We start from the raw sequence: 16536 nt of genomic DNA on the forward strand, positions 1-16536 counted from the left end.
AACCAGCAGGTTCTGTTACCCATCCCATATAGGAATTGATCAGGAGCGATCATGACAACAGTCAGCAACTCACGCGCCGGGGTGCGCACTAACGTGCAAAAGGCAGCTTTGGCTATCGGTGCCGTTTTCCTCCTCGTCGGAGTCCTGGGCTTCATCCCGGGGATCACCAGCAACGTGGACCAGTTGAGCTTCGCGGGGCACCATTCAGGGGCCATGCTTCTGGGTCTGTTCCAGGTTTCCGTGCTGCATAATGCCGTGCACCTTTTGTTCGGTGTGGCGGGACTGGTCCTTGCCCGGAGCGCGTCAGGCGCCCGCTCCTACTTGCTCTTCGGCGGCATCATCTACCTCGTCCTGTGGATCTACGGTCTGGTGGTTGATCAGGAATCGGCCGGCAATTTTGTCCCGCTGAACGCTGCTGACAACTGGCTTCACCTGCTGCTGGGCGTGGCCATGATTGCGCTCGCACTGCTTCTGACCCGGGGCCGGAACCACCAGGCACCGGCGCGAGCATAAGGACGGCCCACAAGGGACGCTTAGCTGGTGCGACCCGGTGGATGTCAGGGGTGACCTGTCCTCCCCGGGCCTCCGGCCAGCAGATAGGAATCTTCGAGGAGCTCACCGAGCTCCTCTTTGGTCACATTGTCCAACCGGACCAGGACCAGCTGAGGCGAGCGCTGGTGATGGGGAGTCCAGAAGTAGGTATTGGGGTCCGTTCCGGCCAACGCCTCGCGCTCCTCGGTTTTGACTGTGAGAACCCCTGGCTCCCAGATCCTGGCCATGAGGGTCCGTGCAAACCACGCGGGCTGGTTCCAACTGAGCCGCTCGGTCACCCCGGGCATGGCCAGACAGATGCTCCGGACGTCCTCTTGGCTGGGCATCGTCAGCTGCCGCGGTACGTGGAGTAACCGAAGGGGCTCAGCAGCAGGGGCACATGGTAGTGCTCGCCGGTGCCGTTTACTGTGAACACCAGGTCCACTTCGGGAAAGAATGTCTCTGTGCCCAGGCCTTCGTAATAGCTACCGGTGCCGAAATTGAGGCGATAGGTCCCGGCAGGCAATGCTGCGGGTCCCAGGTCCTTGATCCGGCCGTCGGCGTCAGTGGTGCCGTTGGCCAGCAGGTGCCACGCGCCGTCGTCGTGCGTATAAAGCCCGACGGCGACTCCCGCCGCGGGGCGTCCCGACGCGGTGTCCAGGACATGTGTGGTTATCTGTGAAACACTCATTCACTGATCACTCCTTGCAGGCGAAGCAGGGCAATTTCCCGCAACTGTTGGGCAATGATGGCCTCTTCCAAGTCCGGGGTATTAGTGAGGCGTTCCTTGAGGGCGGCCAGGATCTCAGGCGCCGTTCGTCCGGCGGCGCGAATCAAGAACACGTGTCCGAACTTTTCCTCGTAGGCGCGGTTTCCCTCAGCCAGTTCCTGAACCACCTTCGCGTCCGCAGGATCCACTCCGGCCTGCTCGGAACGGGACATGGAGGCTTCGGCGGTTTCCGCCGTCGGGCGTTCCCCGATCCGGGGGTGATGGCTTAGCGACTGCTGGATCTCAGCGCTTGTCAGCGGGCTTGCGGCAGTCCGGGCGAAACCCATGAGGGCCGGCAGCGAGGGAAAGGGGCGGGCGTCCACAATCTGCCCCAGCCAACGCTCCACATCGAGGCAGGGGCGGAGCGCCGCGACGGCATCCGCTCCTTTGAGGGCATTAAATACTGCAAGCTGCATGCTGGATCTTCCTGTACACAACGTGAAGTGACTGGAGCAACGGTGTCACGAGACTACAGCACCGCCCACCGGGACTATGATCCTCGTTGGATGGAAAATGAAAGTGCACCGCTGCCGCGGGTCGACGGCGACGACCTCGAGTGGGAGGGCCAGCTTCAGATCTGGAACGGCCGGCCCTTCACCGGTATCGAAGTGTGGCGCTTTCCGAATGGCCCCATCGAGAGCGAATCGACCTACAAGGATGGCCTCAAGGACGGACTTTCGCGCACCTGGGACGAGCATGGCCACCTGCGCTCGCAGTTCAGATGCCGCCTTGGTGCCGCCTATGGCAACCGCAAGGAGTGGCATGCCAACGGCCAGCTCGCTCAGGAGAGCAACTACGAGTGGGGAGTACGCCTGGATGAGAAGGAGTACGACGAGCAGGGGAGGCTCATCAACGAGATCACCATGGATCCCTCGGACCCCGACTCCCAGTACAGCCTCCTGCTCAAGTTCAGGGACGTCTACGACAAGCATCTCTAGGGCCCCAATGCTTCTTCATGTGCCTCTGCTCATCAAGTGAAGCAGCGCAGCCAGGTGAAAGTCAGGTCAGTTCCTCCATCCGGCGGGCGAGGATGTCGTTCATCGCGAGCAGGCCGACGAGCTGGTTGCCTTCGACCACAACGAGCCGGCTGAGGTGGTAGCGGCTCATCAGGGCTGCTGCCTGGCGCACCGACAGGTCCTCGTTGACTGTGATGGCAGGAATCGTGGCGGCGTCGTAGACGTTCAGGAGATCCACATCGCCCTCCTGGGCGACGACGGTGTCCAGGAGCTCTCTGTAGCTCAGCATGCCGTAGGCGTCGTGGGCGTGCTGTCGCTCCACCACCAGGCTCTTGACCTGGCGCTCCTTCATCGTGGACAGTGCCTCGCGCAGGCTGCTGTAGGGGGAGATCGTGACCACTTGGGGGACCATGACATCTTTGACCGTTAGCATCATCTTCTCTTCCTCTCGCAAACGAGTTTGGGCCGTGTTCAGAGGCTCTCGCGGCGCAGGTGCTCCTCGAATCTGACTACCTGCCGCCTGTCTATGCCCGTCAGGTGCTCGATGGGGACGGCAAACGCCAGGCCCCGGGATTCAACGCCCTTGACCAGGACCCGGTGAAGTTCCTTCAGGATCGGGGCGGTCAGGTGTGCCCCGACAACCATCAGCAACACAGACTGGGTCCCCTCGAAGGTCAGGCCGAAAAACGTCTTTCTGGCTTCGCCGCCGATTCCCTTCCCCGCCAGAATTGTCACCCCCGTCGCGCCGACCCGCTGGGCGTGCTCAATTACCTGCTCTTCCAGGTCGTCGGGGGCGATGACTACTATGGCGGTGAATCTCATGCCGGTTCCCTCCTCAGCCGAGGAAATCTTTCCATCACCATGGCATACACCATGACGGATATGACAGGGAAGATGGAGGCGAAAGCTATCAGACCGAAGCCGTCGATCAATAGGTCTCTTCCCTCCACCGCGTCGGCCAGCCCGATGCCGAGGGCAGTTACCAGCGGCACGGTGACTTCCGACGTCGTCACCCCGCCAAGATCGAAGGCCAGCGCTGTGATGTACTTCGGGGCGAAGAACACCAGGACGATGGCAACTGCGTAGGCGCTCATGATGAAGTAGTGGAAGGGCCCTCCCACCAAGATGCGGTAGACGCCGAAAGCGATGCCGAACGCGACTCCGACGGCGACAATGACGCGCACGGCGAACGCGCTGATCCGACCGGGGGCCGTGTCCTCTGCCTGCTCACCGATCGCCACCAGCGCAGGTTCTGCCATGGTGACAGCGAAGCCGATAAGCAGCCCGAACAGCACAATCAAGACAGGGGCACCCTGTTCGATGAGCTGCTCGGCCATCAACGTCCCGATCGGGAAGAGACCGAGCTTGAGTCCCACCACGAAGGCATGGAGTCCGACCAGGACCATGACGAACCCGACGACGACAAGCATGGCATGGGGCAGTCTTCGCCGGAGCGCAACGAACTGAAAGAACAGAACAACACCCACAATTGGCAGGACCTCCCGGACCATCCCCACCAGGCCAAAGATCATCCCTACCACCCAGTCCGTTGGGCCCTCCCCGGAATCGGTAACTGGCGGCACGCCCCCGGAGTCGCCAAAAGTGTAAACCCAGATGCCGTAGAGCTGGACCCCGATCATGGGCACCATCACACACAACGCCACCAGACCAAAGCCGTCCCCGAGCAGGCTGCGTCCCCTGATCGAGTTGGCCAGACCGAGCCCTATTGCTGCGATCAACGGAACACTGACGATGTTGGTGGTGACCCCGCCCGAATCGTAGGCGAGCGCGATGATCTCCGGCGGGGCAATATAGGTGAGTCCCAGCGCCATCGCATAGCCCGCGATCAGGATTTTGTACACTGCCCAGCCACGCAGGACACGCAGGATCCCCAGGATCAGGACAAGCCCCACCGATACAGCTATGACGAAGCGCAGCACCAGCGCATTGACCCGACCATCGCTGACCAATTGGGCCTGGTCCGCGACAGCGATCACCGCAGGCTCCGCGATAGAGGCAGCGAAGCCAATGGCAAATCCAAAAGGCAGCAACAACCGCAGTGCACCGCGACGGACGAACTGATTGGCCAGGTTCTTGCCGACCGGGAAGATACTCAGGTCCAGGCCATACAAGAACAGGGCAATGCCCACAGCTACGATCACGAGCCCCGCCACCAGCCCCAGAGGCTCATCGGGCATGGAGCGGAAGACCAGCAGTTGAAACAGAACAACGACGACAACGATGGGCAGGAGGTTTTTGAGCGCCTTAAGGAATTCGCTGGCGAATCGGCTGAGGTGCTCCATCCGGTCCTCTCCCGGGAATGATCCTGTGAGTACCAGGGGGCTCAGTTTGCCGGTCCAGCCCAGTCATGTCGACAACCCGAGGCGATGCCCGTCGGGTCCACGCTCGTCATCGCCAGCTCTCTGCGAGCTGGGCGACCCGGCGTTCGAGTTCGGTGATGGGCTGGCTGTGCAGGATCTCGGCGACCTGATCGGCTTCGTCTTCCTCGAGCACGATCCTTGCCACGATCCGATCGGGCTCCACCGGGTCGTAAACGAAGATCTCGCGTGTGCCAGGACGCGCCACGAGGATGCGGAATTGCTGGCCGCCGCGGGTCTGGCAGTCGTGCAGCACCCCGGAGCCGGGCACGGTTGAGTGGGTAGCCTCCATTTTGGCCCTCCTTCCGCCGGTTCCAGATGTGGATTCAGTATTACTTGTGGTGGCACAGAGCTGCCATCGGGGCTGACACCCATTTCCGAAGGGTCAAATGCGCGGGCTCTATTGCTCGTGGGTGCGAGCCCTCATGGACAAAGGACGTGGGCCGCGCAAGGCTAGTCGCATGCGGACCCTGCCCGAAACCATGGCGGCCGGCACGACACATGGCTTGCCTCTCAAAGGACCGGCACAGTTGCTGTTCTGGCGGCTGTTCATCATCAACGGATTGCTTTTCGCGGTGGGCACGCTCGTATTGGCAGTTTCTCCGGCGACGGTGTCGTCACCCGTCCTGCTCACGGAGGTGCCGGTCCTCCTCATTGGACTGGCTCTCATCCTCGCCGCGAACGCCGCCCTGGTTCGGGCCAGCCTCGCACCGCTTGACGCCCTGACGGCTGTGATGCGCCGAGTGAGCCTGTTGCGGCGCGGCGGCGATCGGGCGGCGGAAGCCGGCAACGGCGACCTCGCGCATCTGATGTACACCTTCAATAAGATGCTCGATCGGTTGGAGACGGAGAGCAGCGCGAGCAGTGCCCTCGCGCTGGCTGCGCAGGAAGGGGAACGTCAGCGGATCTCGCGGGAACTCCACGACCAGATCGGCCAGAGCCTGACCGTTGCTCTCCTCAGTCTCAAGCGAGTCGTCGACCGATCTCCCGACGATCTCCGCCAGGAGAGCCTCGTCGCCCAAGAGGCCGTCCGCGCGAGCCTGGAGGAGGTACGCCAGGTGGCGCAGCGTCTGCGCCCAGGCGTACTCGCGGACCTAGGCTTGCGGAGCGCGCTGAGTTCGCTGGGCTCGGAGTTCTCCCGCTCGAGCGGGATCCCGTTGATCTGGGAGCTGGACGACGAGCTCCCGGAGCTCAGCGGCGAGATCGAGCTGGTGCTTTACCGCATCGCGCAGGAGGCACTCACCAACGTCGCCCGGCACGCGCACGCGACACGAGTCGATTTCGCACTCACCTCGACCGCGACCGGGCTGACCCTGACGATTGCCGACGACGGGCAGGGCGGAGACTTCCGCGAAGGCGCAGGCATTCGCGGGATGCGCGAACGCGCCCTGCTCATAGGCGCCGAGCTGACGATCACCTCACCGCGGAACGGGGGGACCGATGTTCGCCTCATCGTTCCCGGCGTCGAGGCGAGGAGCTAACCGATGGGCGAACCCACGCGCATCCTGCTTGCCGACGACCATGCCCTGGTCCGCCGCGGCCTTCGCTTGATCCTTGATGCGGAACCGGACCTTACCATCGTGGCCGAAGCGGCCGATGGAACAGAGGCAGTCGCAGCCGCGGCTGCGGGCGGGGTTGACCTCGCGATTCTCGACATCGCAATGCCCCAGATGACCGGCCTTCAGGCGGCGCGGCAGATATCGCGGAGCGCACCCGACGTGCGGATCCTCATCCTCTCGATGTACGACAACGAACAGTACTTCTTCGAGGCGCTTCGGGCAGGAGCCTCAGGTTATGTGCTCAAGTCGGTCGCCGACCGCGACCTTATCGAGGCGTGCCGTTCAGCGATGCGAGGGGAGTCCTTCCTTTATCCTGGCGCTGTCACCGCGCTCATCCGCGACTATCTCGAGCGCGACCGCCGTGGTGACCGAATGCCGGACAGCATTCTCACTCCCCGCGAGGAGCAGATTACTAAGCTGATCGCAGAAGGCAACTCCGCCAAGGAGATCTCGGAAATCCTCACCATAAGCGTGAAGACCGTTGATCGCCACAGGGCGAACATCCTGCAGAAGTTGGGGTTGCGCGACAGGCTGGACCTGACAAGGTTTGCCATCCGCACCGGGCTCATCGAGCCGTAAGCGGTCTGGACCATATCCAGGTAAGCGGTCCTTTCTTCGGTCCCGCGTTCTGAGACGGGTTTGAACAGCCCTCCCGCCCGTGGGAGCGTGTTGTCATGGGCAAGGTCTACGGTGCGATTGATGAGCGGTTGACGAAATTCATTGCACGGCAGCCGGTCTTTTTCGTGGCCACCGCGCCGCTGTCGGCCGACAGTCACGTGAATGTGTCGCCCCGCGGACTGCCAGGCACTTTTGCAGTCCTCGACGAGCGTACCTTTGCCTGGCTTGACGTCACCGGCAGCGGGAGCGAAACGATCGCCCACCTTCGGGAGAACGGTCGCGTCACAGTGATGTTCTGCGCCTTCGACGGCCCACCGAACATCGTCCGCCTCCACGGCACGGGGCGCGTCATCAGCCGGTACGACGACGAATTCGAGTCACTCGCCCGGCATTTCGACGACCAACCCGGCACGAGGGCCATCATTGTGGCTGACGTTACCCGTGTTTCCGATTCTTGCGGGTGGGGCGTCCCTCTCATGAGCTTTGAGGGCCATCGCGATGTGCTCGGGCCGTACTTCGAACGTAAAGGGACTGACGGCAGCGCCGACTACCGGATCGGCAAAAACCGCACAAGCATCGACGGGCTTCCCGCTTACGACTTTGACCCCTTGAAATCAGCAGAGATCTGACCTCGTTCTCGATCCCACAGCGTGGTAGCGTTCACGGACACCGCTGGCAGTTGCAGGCTTCTACCTCTGGCAGATCATCAGCGAATTTCCGTCGGGGTCTTTGAAGTTGAACCACTTATCAAACTGGATTTCCTCCACCTCGGCACTCTTTTCCTTCATGTGCCGGTGCGCTGTCCGGATATCGCCTGTGTTGAGAACGACGGCGGGAATTTGAAAGACAGCGTCCGGGGAGTAGATCTTGCTGTCGAGGATGAGCCCGGTGCCGTCCATGGGGAGGACGTAAAGGTGGTTGTGCAGGATCTCCCCGTTGGCAGGAACTCCCAGCACGTCGCAGTACCAGTCCCGTGCCTTGTGAAGGTCGCTGACCGGAATGAAAACCATGCCTATCTGAGCTGCTATCGGATTCATGCCAGTCCTTTGTGTCGTGTTTTGGTGAATCGCCCCGGTCCCCGATGGCAGGTTCTGCTTACTATTGCACGGCGACGAGCTTAAGGGACAGCAGACTCGGTCGTCAGGATCGGGCCGCCTGGAGAAGCGTGCAGGTATTTGTGGCGCCATATAGAAAGAGATCCGCCAGTGATTATCTCTAGAGGGATGCCTCGAAGAGAACGAGCTCTGAGCATCCGTCGTCAGCCTGTCACTCCATGAATCTCGACGGAACGGGCGACGAAGCGGAAGCCAAGCGTTTCATCGTCGCCGGAAACGCGGGGCGACCACGACGCCAGCCAAATAGTGCCCTGCAGGGGCCATTCCATCGGGGTCCGAGTGGTAATGCGTCTTAACTGCCCCAACGACCTCACCTTTCATGACAGCCACCAACACGAGGCGGATGTGTCCGGGCGCGATCATCTCGTTGGTCCAGTGGGGGCGTCCGCTGGCATCGCGAGCTGCATTTACATGTTCCAAGTCATCCGCCGCCGCTTCACGAATCTGCACTAGCTCAGCGTATTAGGCGAGTTGATCGGATCCTTCATTCGTGCTCATAAGGCAGCTCCCGAGTGATAACTCGGCCAAGGCCCATCAACTCTTTCTCGGACGGGTCCCCACGAATGACCCCGGCGGCATTCCCGGCCCAAAGACGGGAGCGGCGTTCGGCCGTTTGGCGTGCCGTTCTTCTTCCGCGATGCGTTGTTTCAACCGCTGCAGAACCCAGGGGAACAGGTGTTCGCGTGCCCAGAGAATGTCATCCGCCCTGGCCTCCCGCCATCTCCGCTCTGGCAGCTCCTTGGGCATCATCGGTTCCAGGGTGTGGGGGATGTTGAGGGTATCCAGCACCATGGCGGCGATGGTGTGCTGACCCAGGGGAGAGAAGTGCAGCCGGTCAGGATCCCACATCAGCGGATGGGTGAGTTCTCGCAGTGCCCACAGGTCAGCAATCACGGCGTCGTGGCGGGCCGCGATGATCCGCAGGTTTTCGTTGAAGATGGCCACCTTGCCACGGGTGCTTCCCAGGACCGGGGTCGCACCCCAGTCCGGGCCCGCGAACAGCACCACCGTTGCGCCGGTGGAGGCCAGCAACTCCACTGCTGCGTCCAGCCTGGCGGATAGTTTGTCCGGATCGCTTCTCCTGAAAATCAGGTCATTGCCTCCCCCATTGAGGGTGATCAGATCAGGCTTCAGGGCAAGAGCCGGTCCTACCTGCTGATCCAGGATCTGCCGCAGCAACAGTCCCCGCACCGCCAGGTTCGCGTAGGCGAAATCCTCGTGACCGATACTCAGCTCCTCGGCAACACGGTCCGCCCAGCCCCTTAGGCCTCCGGGGCTCCGCGGTTCGGGATCCCCCACCCCTTCAGTAAACGAATCGCCCAAAGCCACGTATCGGCTCCAAGGGTGCAGGCCATTTCTGTCATCAAGAGTGCCACCCGCGATTCCGCCACCGTCGCTGGGAACGTTCATCTCCCCATATTGCTCTCACTGAACCACGGGCGCCATGCCCGTCGGTTCCGGTCCCGACATAAGTGCCACTGGACCCCCCTTATGCCCCGAATGTCACCTGCGGAAGAGGGACATAACGATGCTCACCACAACAGAAACTATGAGCATGGAGACCCACGGAATGTAGACGCGCATGTTGTCGCGTTCAATTCGGATGTCTCCTGGAAGGCGCCCGAACCAAGACAGCCAGCCACTCCACGCCAGCACACCGACCAGGACAACGAGCACGCCGACGGTCACCAGCAACGGACCAAAGTCGCGTCCCATTTAGAACCCCGCTCACACCGTTGGACCGGCAGCTTCAGTGCTCACTGACCCGAGCACATGCGACTGTTTAAGACGATCGTATAACCCGGTGGCGGTCACAGGGCTACCAGCGCCTTTACACCGTCAGGTCTCTTTCCCTGATCAGGCGGCTTGCGGCGGCCGCCGCAGCGATGGCCACGGCCACCATCAGCATGGCGCCTCCGGGGTTGAAAGCTTCAACGGGCATGGCTGATGAGTGCCGGAACGGGCTCAGGTCCTGAAGCCACACAGGCAGGCCGAGCAGCTCCCCGAACTGCCCCAGGACCAGTGCGGCGGCCAAGGCACTCCAGCCGGCTGGGCTGCTCCAGCGTGGTGCCAGCGCGAACACCATCACGGTCACGGCAGGAAAGACGAGCGCCGCCGGGACGTGGGCCAGCGCGGCGGCAAAAACCGTGCCGGGGCTGCTGCCCCCTGCTTGCCCCAGGGCGAGCACGACGGCGGCCGAGGCTCCGGCGGCAACGGCAACCGCCGTCGTCGTAAATGCCGCAACGGCGAGGGTGCTGCCCAGCCAGCGGAACCGCGACGCCGGCACGGCCAGCAGCAGCTCGGCCCGCCCTTCCGCCTCTTCCACCCGAAGCCGCAGCACAGCCTCGATGCCCGCTGCAGCGGCCAGAATCCCGGCGATGCCCAGCATGGCGGTGGTAAACAGGTCCACCGGGCCGGCGTCGCCCGGAATCAGCCGGCTCATCAGATCCGCCAAGGACGGGTTTCCTTCCAATGCGTCGCGGACCACCGGGCCCAGGCCACCCGCCACGGCCCCCAGCGCTGCGGTAATGAAGCACCAGCTGGCCAGGCTTCCACGCTGCAGCCGCCACGCCAAGCCCAGCATCGACGCCAGGCCGCCGCCCGCCCTTTCCGCGCCCGAATCATCCGCAGCGATGTAGCTGGCGCCCAGGTCCCTGCCGCTGCGGAGCGCCACGGCAACCACCGCCAGGACTACTGTTCCGGCTCCGATAACCAGCAAAGGCAGCGAGTCCGTCTCAGTGAAGGGCCGGATGCGCTGGGCCCAGCCGATGGGTGAGAACAGCGAGGGCCAGGCGGCGGTGACGTGCAGCAGCGATGAGTCGGCGGTGCCGAGGGCGTCGCCGGCGCCGCGGACCAGGTAGGCGCCACCCACCAGCGCCGCGGCTGTGCCGTTGGCGCTCCTTGCGGAGGGCATCACCTGTGCCACCAGGGCGGCGGCCGCCATGAAGAACAGGCCCACCATGCCAACAGCCGTCCCCGCCAGGAATGATCCTGGTACCGGGAGGCCTGCAGCGATGAATCCGGCGGCAACCGCCACTGCGAGGACCACATTTGCGCAGGTGCCGACGAGCAGGGTTGCGTAAAGAGAAGTCACCCGGGCGATATGGGTTGAACCGACCAGCTCAAACCGGCCCTGGTCCTCATCCGCGCGGGTATGCCGGACCACCAGGAACGCACTCATCAACCCCGCCAGCACTGCTGTGAACGAATAGCCCTGGAAGAAGGTGACCGCCCCGGAACTGATACCGTCGGGAAGCCCCCGGAGGAACAGGAAGGCCGGACTGGCCGCGGCCACAGAAATGAGGGCGGCCCGCTCATTGTCCTCGGCAAACTGTGTGGTGACGGCGGTGCCGGCCGCGTAGCCCAGACCCGCGATGCCCAGGATCCAGGCAGCCAGGATCCCGCGGTCCCTCCGGCTCTGGAGCAGGGCCAGCCGGAGAACGGCGGACATCACAGCACCTGGCTCTTGTGGCTGCCCTGCCCGGCATCCTGCACGCCGTAGTGGCGCATGAACAGCTCCTCCAGGGAAGGGGGCGCGGCCGTGATGCCCGTTATGCCTGCAGTAGCCAAAGCATCCAGGACATAGCCAAGGTCCGCTGCATCGGCGTCGAATTCCATGGCTGTTCCGTCGATCCGGAGATCGTGGATGCCCCGACAGGTGGACAGCACCTCAGGTTTCGCTGCCGACGTGACCCGGAAGCGTGTGCGGGTGAGGTGCCGGAGTTCGGCCAGGGTCCCGGATTCCACGGCCACCCCGGACCGTATGATGGTCACCCTGTCACAGAGCTGCTCCACCTCGGTCAGGATGTGGCTGGACAGCAGCACGGTTGCCCCGTCCGAAGTGACCCGGCGGACATGACGGCGGAACACTGCGTCCATGACAGGGTCCAGGCCCGAGCTCGGCTCGTCGAGGAGGTAGAGCCTGGCAGGGCGGGAAAAGGCCGCGATCAGGGCTGCCTTCTGCCGGTTGCCTTTCGAGTAAGTCCGCGCCTTCTTCCGTGGATCGAAATCGAACTCGTCAATGAGTTCCCGACGCAGGTTTTCATTCGCGCCGCCGCGCAGCCCGGCGAGCAGGTCGATGACCTCGCCGCCGCTCAGATTCGGCCAGAGCGTGACGTCCCCGGGGACGTAGGCCACATCCCGGTGGGCCCGCACCGGCTCAGCCCACGGATCGATGCCGAACACCCGGGCCATTCCCGATGTTGGCCGGATCAGGCCCAAAAGAATCCGAAGCGTTGTGGATTTTCCTGCCCCGTTGGGTCCGAGGAAACCATGGACCTCGCCCGGCAGAACGGACAGGTCCAGGCCTGCCAATGCGGACGTGCGCCCAAAATTCTTAACGAGGCGCGTGGTGGTGATGACGGGATTCGAGTCGGTGTGCATGGCCGTTCCTTGGTCGCAGCAATCACGCCCAAGGCGGTTGCCAGGGCATGCCGCAGGCGTTTCCGCATGCGGGCCGACCAGGCTTCCCGGCTCTCCGGTCCTCATCATACAAGCGGTACATGGCCTCTGGAAGGGGACCTGGAGACGCGGATGATCGGAGAGAAGGACGCCGACGGCGAAGCCCCCGTTCTGCCGAATCCTGATAACCAGTGGGACTGGGGCTACGGTGTCCGAGGAGTTCTTGAATGCCTGCCGTGGGAACGCCGGCCACGTAAAGAACACGTAGGAGACGGCCAGAAACGGGTACGGCTTACTCGTGCCCAGCAGGTCTTGGCAGCCCAGAATATAAGTCTGGGGCCGGCGGCGATAGAGCCTTCTGAGACCAAGGTTCGACCCCCAGTCTCCGCCGGCCCCGGCCCACAAGCCCTCTCTGCCGGGCGGGCCAACGGCTCTTCCAGGAGGACCACGCGACGGATTTGAGGGCCCGAAACCTCTTGCAACGCTGAATTCCAGGTGCTATAAAATCTGTATCAGCGGATATACATCCGGTCTATCAAATTGGATCACAGGAGGTATGAGATGTTGATGCTCAATGACCCGTTCCGCCAGTTCGACAGGCTGGCCCAGCAGGTCCTGGGCACGGCGGCCCGCCCGGCAGTCATGCCGATGGACGCCTGGCGTGAAGGGAACGAATTTGTGGTCGCGCTGGATCTGCCCGGCGTAGATATTGACTCGGTTGACCTGGACGTCGAACGCAATGTCCTGACGATCAAGGCCGAACGCAAGGACGCGGTCAGCGAAGACACCGAGATGTTCGCTTCCGAACGTCCCCGCGGTGTGTTCAGCCGTCAGCTGGTCCTGGGCGAGACTCTGGACACCGAGAACGTCAAGGCCAGTTACGACGGCGGCGTCCTGACTGTGCGGATCCCTGTTGCGGAACAGGCGAAGCCCCGCAAGATCGAAATTGAGACCAAGGGCAAGCAGCCACAGATAAGCGCCACCTAGTAGACCGGAACGGAAACAAAGTGGTCCCCGGCCAACAAGGCCGGGGACCACTTCACCCGAAGCTGCAAGGGAGCCAGCAGCATCACCCACTTGCCGGTAATACGGCTGTTGATCGGGGAGTCCAATGGGCGAAGCAACGATCGCCGGCTACTTGGCCGGATACCTCGCGACTCTTATAGCGGTGTTCCTTTACTTCCTCCCGGGGCTGCTGCTCTTCATTGCGCTGGTCCTGATCGTTGGCCTCTTGCGCCTGCTGGCTCAGCCATTCCTTTCCCTGATTCACAGACTGCACAGGTGAGTTCTGGGCAACGGAGCGACGCTGGCTACCGTGCCGGCCCTCCACTCGCCCGGGCAGGAAAGCTCAGTCCACCATCCGGTACGTCGCATCGGAACGGTCGAGGTCGCTCGCGATCGTCGTCAGGCTGAGGCCGTAGTTGCTGTGCCTGATGTAGCGGTCCGGATAGTTGTGCGAGCGGAACGATGTCAGATAGTTGTGCGCCAGCCCTGCCACCGGGAGGAAGGTCGAGTCTGCCTTGAAGAGAGCGGAACCGTCATTCTGGACCAGGCTGAATTGGTAGTTCCAGTGGCGCAGGAAGTGGCCTGGCATATCGACTGACTCAAACGAGATGCGACCATCCGCCTGACTGGCCAGCCCGGGGACTATCCGGAACTGTGAGTCCTTGACAGGGGATGTCGTGGGATCGAGGCGGACTGTTGAACCGGAGTGCCGAACATAACGGTCGGGCACGTTGAAGCTTTGCAGCCGGGAGACACGCCTGCCGGTCTGGGCCGGGTACTGCATTAGGGTGCCGAATCCGAGGGCGTCGTATCCTCCGGAGGTTGTGCCATAGTCGCCGCCTCCACTATCCGGCCGAAGGGTGGCAGCGATTTGGCTGACCCAGGGCGTGCTGAGGCCCTTGCGGCCGGAGTAGTGTCCCAGCACCTGATCCCAAACCGGCCGGGCCTGTCCCCGCGCGCCCTCTCCGGGGACTGTCTGGGTCTGCCAGCCGACGTGGGACGCGGTGGTCGAGGGCCCGGACTGCCACGTGTACGGGGTGAACGGAACGTCGTTGCCGAGGTTGTATTTTGCAACATACTCGGCCGCCTTGAGGAAACGGTTGTCGTCGTGCCCGTAGCAGTCGATGCCCTGGTTCCAGGCCATTTCGCAGAAGGCACCCATGAGCCCGATGCCCATGATGGTATGCGCCTGGTCACGGCCGCTCTCCTGCCACTGGGCCAGGCCCTCGTCCTCGTAGACGTAAGGCACGGCCTTCGGCAGGGAGCCATTTCCCGCGCCGCTCTGGAAGTACGTGACGGCGCGGTCAACCAGATCGTCGCGGTCCGCGAAGATCCCGATCGCCATGATCGATGCCATGTTGCATAGGTCCCAGTTGGCCCAGTAGTTGGTGATGACAGCACCGTTGTGATTGGTGAGGAAGTCCTCATTCATCGGGTGGAAAATGTTGAGGAGCATGCCGCGGAACCGCTCAAACTCGAAGTCCGGGTGGTCCCGAACCAGCTCTGCCGCGTTCGCGAATTGGTAGCCGTAGATGCCTGCGGCCAGGAAGCGGTCCGCGTTGCCGGTGACCGTGGTCAGCATCCCGGACCAGGCGTTGAGAATCCTCACCGCAGCTGCGCCATGGGCGGCCTCGCCGGAGACCCGCCATCGCAGGGCGTTCTGATAGGCGGCATGTACGTCAGGAAAGAGCTGCGCATAGTTTGAGCCGTCGCCACCGCGGATGACTGTCTCCAACGGACGCGGCTGCCACCCGGAACTGGACCGGCCGTTTGCCACCAGGCGGTTCCAGCCCCCCAGCCAGGGCTGGACACCGTCGGCCACGCGCAACGACGTGGCCTCGATGTCAGCCAGAGTGTGGACCATGCCTGGATGCGCATACTTGGAGGGTCCAAGAGAGACTGTCGCGAGCGGAGTGGGGCTGGGCTTGGGCTTCGCCCAAGAGGCGCCGGCGGCACCGGCCGCTACAAGGGGTACAGCAAGGGAGGCACCAGTGATGAAGGACCTGCGTGAAACCGTACTGCGGGATGACCGAAGGTGGCGATAATTCGTCGTCATTGACTTCCGTTCGCTAGGAATTCCTGAGACCCGAGGGAGCGGGAAATCGTTATCCCACTCGGGCAATACTCACACGTGCAGGGCGGAGGTTCAAGAGGTCAGGGTGGCTTTTCTTCAGTGGGCCCCCTATGCCACCGTGTTGCCCAGGATTCCCAATCCTCCGAGGCTGATCTCCACACTGTCACCCGGCCGCACGGCCACTGCCGTGCCCGGAGCACCTGTCATCACCACGTCTCCCGGTTCCAGTGTCAGCCACGAGGTGACGTAAACGAGGCAGTCCACCACCGACGAGGGCAGATTGAAAGTGCCGGACTTCGCACGGATTTCCCCATTAACGGCGACGTCGATGCCCACCAGGTCCGGATCAGGCAGCTCGGTCTCGATCCAGGGGCCCAGGGGTGTGTAGTTGACGCCGGCCTTCCCTTGGAAGTTCCGCTCATCCACTGCCCCCTGGTCCACATTGGTGACGTCATTGACGCAGGTAAACCCCAGAACATGCTCGAGCGCGTTCCCGGCAGTAAGTGAGGTTGCGCTTTTCCCGATGACGACGGCGAGTTCACCTTCGATGTTGACCGTGCCCCGGCCCCGGGCAGCCACAATCACATCCTGCGGGCTGGCCACGGTGTGCACGGACTTATGCCATGCCTGGATGGGCAAAGGGTGATCGTTGATGGTCAGGTTATGGGCAATGCCCACGACGACGGCGGGCCGCACCGGAGCCAGGAACACCGCCTCCGCCTCGGGTGTGGAGCCGCCAGTGAAGCTAAAGGTGTCCGCGAACAGATCGTTCACGTGATCCCAGTTTCCATCCCGGTTTACAGCAAACTGCGGCCCGGTGGGTGTCTTAATTCTTGCGAGGCGCAAGGGGTCTCCTTGGTGATATTGGCGGCAACCCGCCGTCGTCGGCTATTGCAGGTACTTGAAAACACTCCACGGAGCCCGCACCACAAAAGTGCAGGTGCTGCGGTGTCGCGCCCCGAAGGTGGGGCGCCGGTCACCGGACTCCGAGCGAAAGAACGCTGGTTCCCCGCAGGCAAGGCATGTCAGGTGCTCACGCCGGGATCTCCGCCAGGATTCTTCCCTGGCCCCGAACTCCGCGGCATCCCAGTCCTTGCCGTCCACTGAACTCATGGCACGTTTCACTTGGC

The 16536-nt window shown here is 62.9% G+C and carries 24 protein-coding genes; 7 read left to right on the forward strand and 17 right to left on the reverse strand.

The window, feature by feature from the left end; all coding sequences use genetic code 11:
• The first annotated feature begins 51 nt into the window (after positions 1–51).
• Complete coding sequence (locus M1E05_RS03200; protein ID WP_458112211.1) at positions 52–513, forward strand: DUF4383 domain-containing protein; 462 nt, start codon at positions 52–54, stop codon at positions 511–513.
• Between the two features lie 44 nt (positions 514–557).
• Here the strand turns inward: M1E05_RS03200 and M1E05_RS03205 are convergent, their stop codons facing one another.
• Genes M1E05_RS03205 through uraD form a run of 3 tightly spaced genes read right to left on the reverse strand, consistent with a single transcriptional unit; the run spans position 558 to position 1716 of the window.
• A complete protein-coding gene (locus M1E05_RS03205) occupies positions 558–878 on the reverse strand; it encodes an MmcQ/YjbR family DNA-binding protein (RefSeq protein WP_461164404.1) in 321 nt (106 codons plus the stop codon).
• Between the two features lie 2 nt (positions 879–880).
• Positions 881–1222: a hydroxyisourate hydrolase gene (gene uraH, locus M1E05_RS03210; protein ID WP_461164405.1), complete on the reverse strand. Its 342-nt coding sequence runs from the start codon at positions 1220–1222 to the stop codon at positions 881–883.
• The gene (gene uraD, locus M1E05_RS03215; RefSeq protein WP_461164406.1) at positions 1219–1716 is read right to left on the reverse strand and encodes a 2-oxo-4-hydroxy-4-carboxy-5-ureidoimidazoline decarboxylase; all 498 of its coding nucleotides are present in this window, start codon (positions 1714–1716) and stop codon (positions 1219–1221) included. Before uraD ends, uraH begins: the two co-directional genes overlap by 4 nt.
• Positions 1717–1806: 90 nt before the next feature.
• On the opposite strand from uraD, the gene M1E05_RS03220 reads away from it, so the two are divergent.
• The gene (locus M1E05_RS03220) at positions 1807–2238 is read left to right on the forward strand and encodes a toxin-antitoxin system YwqK family antitoxin (protein ID WP_461164407.1); all 432 of its coding nucleotides are present in this window, start codon (positions 1807–1809) and stop codon (positions 2236–2238) included.
• Positions 2239–2299: 61 nt separating this feature from the next.
• On the opposite strand, the gene M1E05_RS03225 is transcribed toward M1E05_RS03220, so the two are convergent.
• From M1E05_RS03225 to M1E05_RS03240, 4 genes are all read right to left on the reverse strand, one after another.
• On the reverse strand, positions 2300–2692 hold the full coding sequence (locus M1E05_RS03225) for a CBS domain-containing protein (RefSeq protein ID WP_458112206.1): 393 nt from the start codon (positions 2690–2692) through the stop codon (positions 2300–2302).
• A gap of 35 nt (positions 2693–2727) precedes the next feature.
• On the reverse strand, positions 2728–3078 hold the full coding sequence (locus M1E05_RS03230) for a P-II family nitrogen regulator (protein ID WP_461164408.1): 351 nt from the start codon (positions 3076–3078) through the stop codon (positions 2728–2730).
• Positions 3075–4559 carry a DUF1538 domain-containing protein gene (locus tag M1E05_RS03235; protein WP_461164409.1) on the reverse strand — a complete coding sequence of 495 codons (1485 nt, stop codon included), beginning with the start codon at positions 4557–4559 and terminating at the stop codon, positions 3075–3077. Before M1E05_RS03235 ends, M1E05_RS03230 begins: the two co-directional genes overlap by 4 nt.
• A 106-nt stretch (positions 4560–4665) precedes the next feature.
• Positions 4666–4926 carry a hypothetical protein gene (locus M1E05_RS03240; RefSeq protein WP_458112203.1) on the reverse strand — a complete coding sequence of 87 codons (261 nt, stop codon included), beginning with the start codon at positions 4924–4926 and terminating at the stop codon, positions 4666–4668.
• 169 nt (positions 4927–5095) lie between these two features.
• Between M1E05_RS03240 and M1E05_RS03245 the strand changes: the two genes are divergently transcribed.
• The 3 genes from M1E05_RS03245 to M1E05_RS03255 all read left to right on the forward strand — a co-directional run bounded on the left by M1E05_RS03245 (position 5096) and on the right by M1E05_RS03255 (position 7440).
• The gene (locus M1E05_RS03245) at positions 5096–6115 is read left to right on the forward strand and encodes a sensor histidine kinase (protein WP_458112202.1); all 1020 of its coding nucleotides are present in this window, start codon (positions 5096–5098) and stop codon (positions 6113–6115) included.
• Positions 6116–6118: 3 nt separating this feature from the next.
• Positions 6119–6772, forward strand: a complete 654-nt coding sequence (locus M1E05_RS03250) for a response regulator (protein ID WP_458112201.1) — start codon at positions 6119–6121, stop codon at positions 6770–6772.
• Between the two features lie 95 nt (positions 6773–6867).
• The gene (locus M1E05_RS03255) at positions 6868–7440 is read left to right on the forward strand and encodes a pyridoxamine 5'-phosphate oxidase family protein (RefSeq protein ID WP_458112200.1); all 573 of its coding nucleotides are present in this window, start codon (positions 6868–6870) and stop codon (positions 7438–7440) included.
• Positions 7441–7500: 60 nt separating this feature from the next.
• Here M1E05_RS03255 and M1E05_RS03260 read toward each other — a convergent pair whose 3' ends face one another.
• The 6 genes from M1E05_RS03260 to M1E05_RS03285 form a co-directional block, all read right to left on the reverse strand.
• Entirely contained in the window at positions 7501–7848 is a 348-nt protein-coding gene (locus M1E05_RS03260; RefSeq protein ID WP_458112199.1) for a VOC family protein, read from the reverse strand.
• 279 nt (positions 7849–8127) lie between these two features.
• The gene (locus M1E05_RS03265; protein WP_461164410.1) at positions 8128–8376 is read right to left on the reverse strand and encodes a hypothetical protein; all 249 of its coding nucleotides are present in this window, start codon (positions 8374–8376) and stop codon (positions 8128–8130) included.
• A gap of 84 nt (positions 8377–8460) precedes the next feature.
• Positions 8461–9336, reverse strand: coding sequence for an SGNH/GDSL hydrolase family protein (locus M1E05_RS03270; RefSeq protein ID WP_458112198.1), 876 nt, complete (start codon positions 9334–9336; stop codon positions 8461–8463).
• A gap of 93 nt (positions 9337–9429) precedes the next feature.
• Positions 9430–9642: a DUF2905 domain-containing protein gene (locus tag M1E05_RS03275; RefSeq protein ID WP_458112197.1), complete on the reverse strand. Its 213-nt coding sequence runs from the start codon at positions 9640–9642 to the stop codon at positions 9430–9432.
• 115 nt (positions 9643–9757) lie between these two features.
• Positions 9758–11377 (reverse strand): ABC transporter permease, encoded by a 1620-nt coding sequence (locus M1E05_RS03280; protein WP_461164411.1) that lies wholly within the window; start codon positions 11375–11377, stop codon positions 9758–9760.
• Complete coding sequence (locus M1E05_RS03285) at positions 11377–12309, reverse strand: ABC transporter ATP-binding protein (RefSeq protein ID WP_461164412.1); 933 nt, start codon at positions 12307–12309, stop codon at positions 11377–11379. The genes M1E05_RS03280 and M1E05_RS03285 overlap by 1 nt, the downstream gene beginning before the upstream one ends.
• Positions 12310–12888: 579 nt before the next feature.
• On the opposite strand from M1E05_RS03285, the gene M1E05_RS03290 reads away from it, so the two are divergent.
• Positions 12889–13314 carry an Hsp20/alpha crystallin family protein gene (locus tag M1E05_RS03290; protein WP_458112194.1) on the forward strand — a complete coding sequence of 142 codons (426 nt, stop codon included), beginning with the start codon at positions 12889–12891 and terminating at the stop codon, positions 13312–13314.
• Here the strand turns inward: M1E05_RS03290 and M1E05_RS03295 are convergent.
• Positions 13311–13439: a hypothetical protein gene (locus M1E05_RS03295; RefSeq protein WP_458112193.1), complete on the reverse strand. Its 129-nt coding sequence runs from the start codon at positions 13437–13439 to the stop codon at positions 13311–13313. The genes M1E05_RS03290 and M1E05_RS03295 overlap by 4 nt on opposite strands.
• On the opposite strand from M1E05_RS03295, the gene M1E05_RS03300 reads away from it, so the two are divergent.
• Positions 13439–13612: a hypothetical protein gene (locus M1E05_RS03300; RefSeq protein ID WP_458112192.1), complete on the forward strand. Its 174-nt coding sequence runs from the start codon at positions 13439–13441 to the stop codon at positions 13610–13612. The two genes, M1E05_RS03295 and M1E05_RS03300, sit on opposite strands and share 1 nt — an antisense overlap.
• Positions 13613–13675: 63 nt before the next feature.
• Here M1E05_RS03300 and M1E05_RS03305 read toward each other — a convergent pair whose 3' ends face one another.
• From M1E05_RS03305 to M1E05_RS03315, 3 genes are all read right to left on the reverse strand, one after another.
• Positions 13676–15388 carry an AbfB domain-containing protein gene (locus tag M1E05_RS03305; RefSeq protein ID WP_461164413.1) on the reverse strand — a complete coding sequence of 571 codons (1713 nt, stop codon included), beginning with the start codon at positions 15386–15388 and terminating at the stop codon, positions 13676–13678.
• 126 nt (positions 15389–15514) lie between these two features.
• Positions 15515–16252 carry a fumarylacetoacetate hydrolase family protein gene (locus M1E05_RS03310; protein ID WP_461164414.1) on the reverse strand — a complete coding sequence of 246 codons (738 nt, stop codon included), beginning with the start codon at positions 16250–16252 and terminating at the stop codon, positions 15515–15517.
• Between the two features lie 42 nt (positions 16253–16294).
• On the reverse strand, positions 16295–16531 hold the full coding sequence (locus M1E05_RS03315) for a hypothetical protein (protein ID WP_458112189.1): 237 nt from the start codon (positions 16529–16531) through the stop codon (positions 16295–16297).
• Positions 16532–16536 lie beyond the last annotated feature (5 nt).

This window comes from Arthrobacter sp. R4-81, from assembly GCF_054792365.1.

Bases quoted from the DNA above. Each gene is read 5' to 3' on its own strand.
- M1E05_RS03205 (WP_461164404.1), bottom strand. From the start codon at position 878: ATGCCCAGCCAAGAGGACGTCCGGAGCATCTGTCTGGCCATGCCCGGG.
- M1E05_RS03225 (WP_458112206.1), bottom strand. From the start codon at position 2,692: ATGATGCTAACGGTCAAAGATGTCATGGTCCCCCAAGTGGTCACGATC.
- M1E05_RS03275 (WP_458112197.1), bottom strand. From the start codon at position 9,642: ATGGGACGCGACTTTGGTCCGTTGCTGGTGACCGTCGGCGTGCTCGTT.
- M1E05_RS03240 (WP_458112203.1), bottom strand. From the start codon at position 4,926: ATGGAGGCTACCCACTCAACCGTGCCCGGCTCCGGGGTGCTGCACGAC.
- M1E05_RS03200 (WP_458112211.1), top strand. From the start codon at position 52: ATGACAACAGTCAGCAACTCACGCGCCGGGGTGCGCACTAACGTGCAA.
- M1E05_RS03305 (WP_461164413.1), bottom strand. From the start codon at position 15,388: ATGACGACGAATTATCGCCACCTTCGGTCATCCCGCAGTACGGTTTCA.
- M1E05_RS03230 (WP_461164408.1), bottom strand. From the start codon at position 3,078: ATGAGATTCACCGCCATAGTAGTCATCGCCCCCGACGACCTGGAAGAG.
- M1E05_RS03300 (WP_458112192.1), top strand. From the start codon at position 13,439: ATGGGCGAAGCAACGATCGCCGGCTACTTGGCCGGATACCTCGCGACT.
- M1E05_RS03245 (WP_458112202.1), top strand. From the start codon at position 5,096: ATGCGGACCCTGCCCGAAACCATGGCGGCCGGCACGACACATGGCTTG.
- M1E05_RS03220 (WP_461164407.1), top strand. From the start codon at position 1,807: ATGGAAAATGAAAGTGCACCGCTGCCGCGGGTCGACGGCGACGACCTC.
- M1E05_RS03250 (WP_458112201.1), top strand. From the start codon at position 6,119: ATGGGCGAACCCACGCGCATCCTGCTTGCCGACGACCATGCCCTGGTC.
- M1E05_RS03255 (WP_458112200.1), top strand. From the start codon at position 6,868: ATGGGCAAGGTCTACGGTGCGATTGATGAGCGGTTGACGAAATTCATT.
- M1E05_RS03285 (WP_461164412.1), bottom strand. From the start codon at position 12,309: ATGCACACCGACTCGAATCCCGTCATCACCACCACGCGCCTCGTTAAG.
- M1E05_RS03235 (WP_461164409.1), bottom strand. From the start codon at position 4,559: ATGGAGCACCTCAGCCGATTCGCCAGCGAATTCCTTAAGGCGCTCAAA.
- M1E05_RS03270 (WP_458112198.1), bottom strand. From the start codon at position 9,336: ATGAACGTTCCCAGCGACGGTGGCGGAATCGCGGGTGGCACTCTTGAT.
- uraH (WP_461164405.1), bottom strand. From the start codon at position 1,222: ATGAGTGTTTCACAGATAACCACACATGTCCTGGACACCGCGTCGGGA.
- M1E05_RS03260 (WP_458112199.1), bottom strand. From the start codon at position 7,848: ATGAATCCGATAGCAGCTCAGATAGGCATGGTTTTCATTCCGGTCAGC.
- M1E05_RS03290 (WP_458112194.1), top strand. From the start codon at position 12,889: ATGTTGATGCTCAATGACCCGTTCCGCCAGTTCGACAGGCTGGCCCAG.
- uraD (WP_461164406.1), bottom strand. From the start codon at position 1,716: ATGCAGCTTGCAGTATTTAATGCCCTCAAAGGAGCGGATGCCGTCGCG.
- M1E05_RS03280 (WP_461164411.1), bottom strand. From the start codon at position 11,377: ATGTCCGCCGTTCTCCGGCTGGCCCTGCTCCAGAGCCGGAGGGACCGC.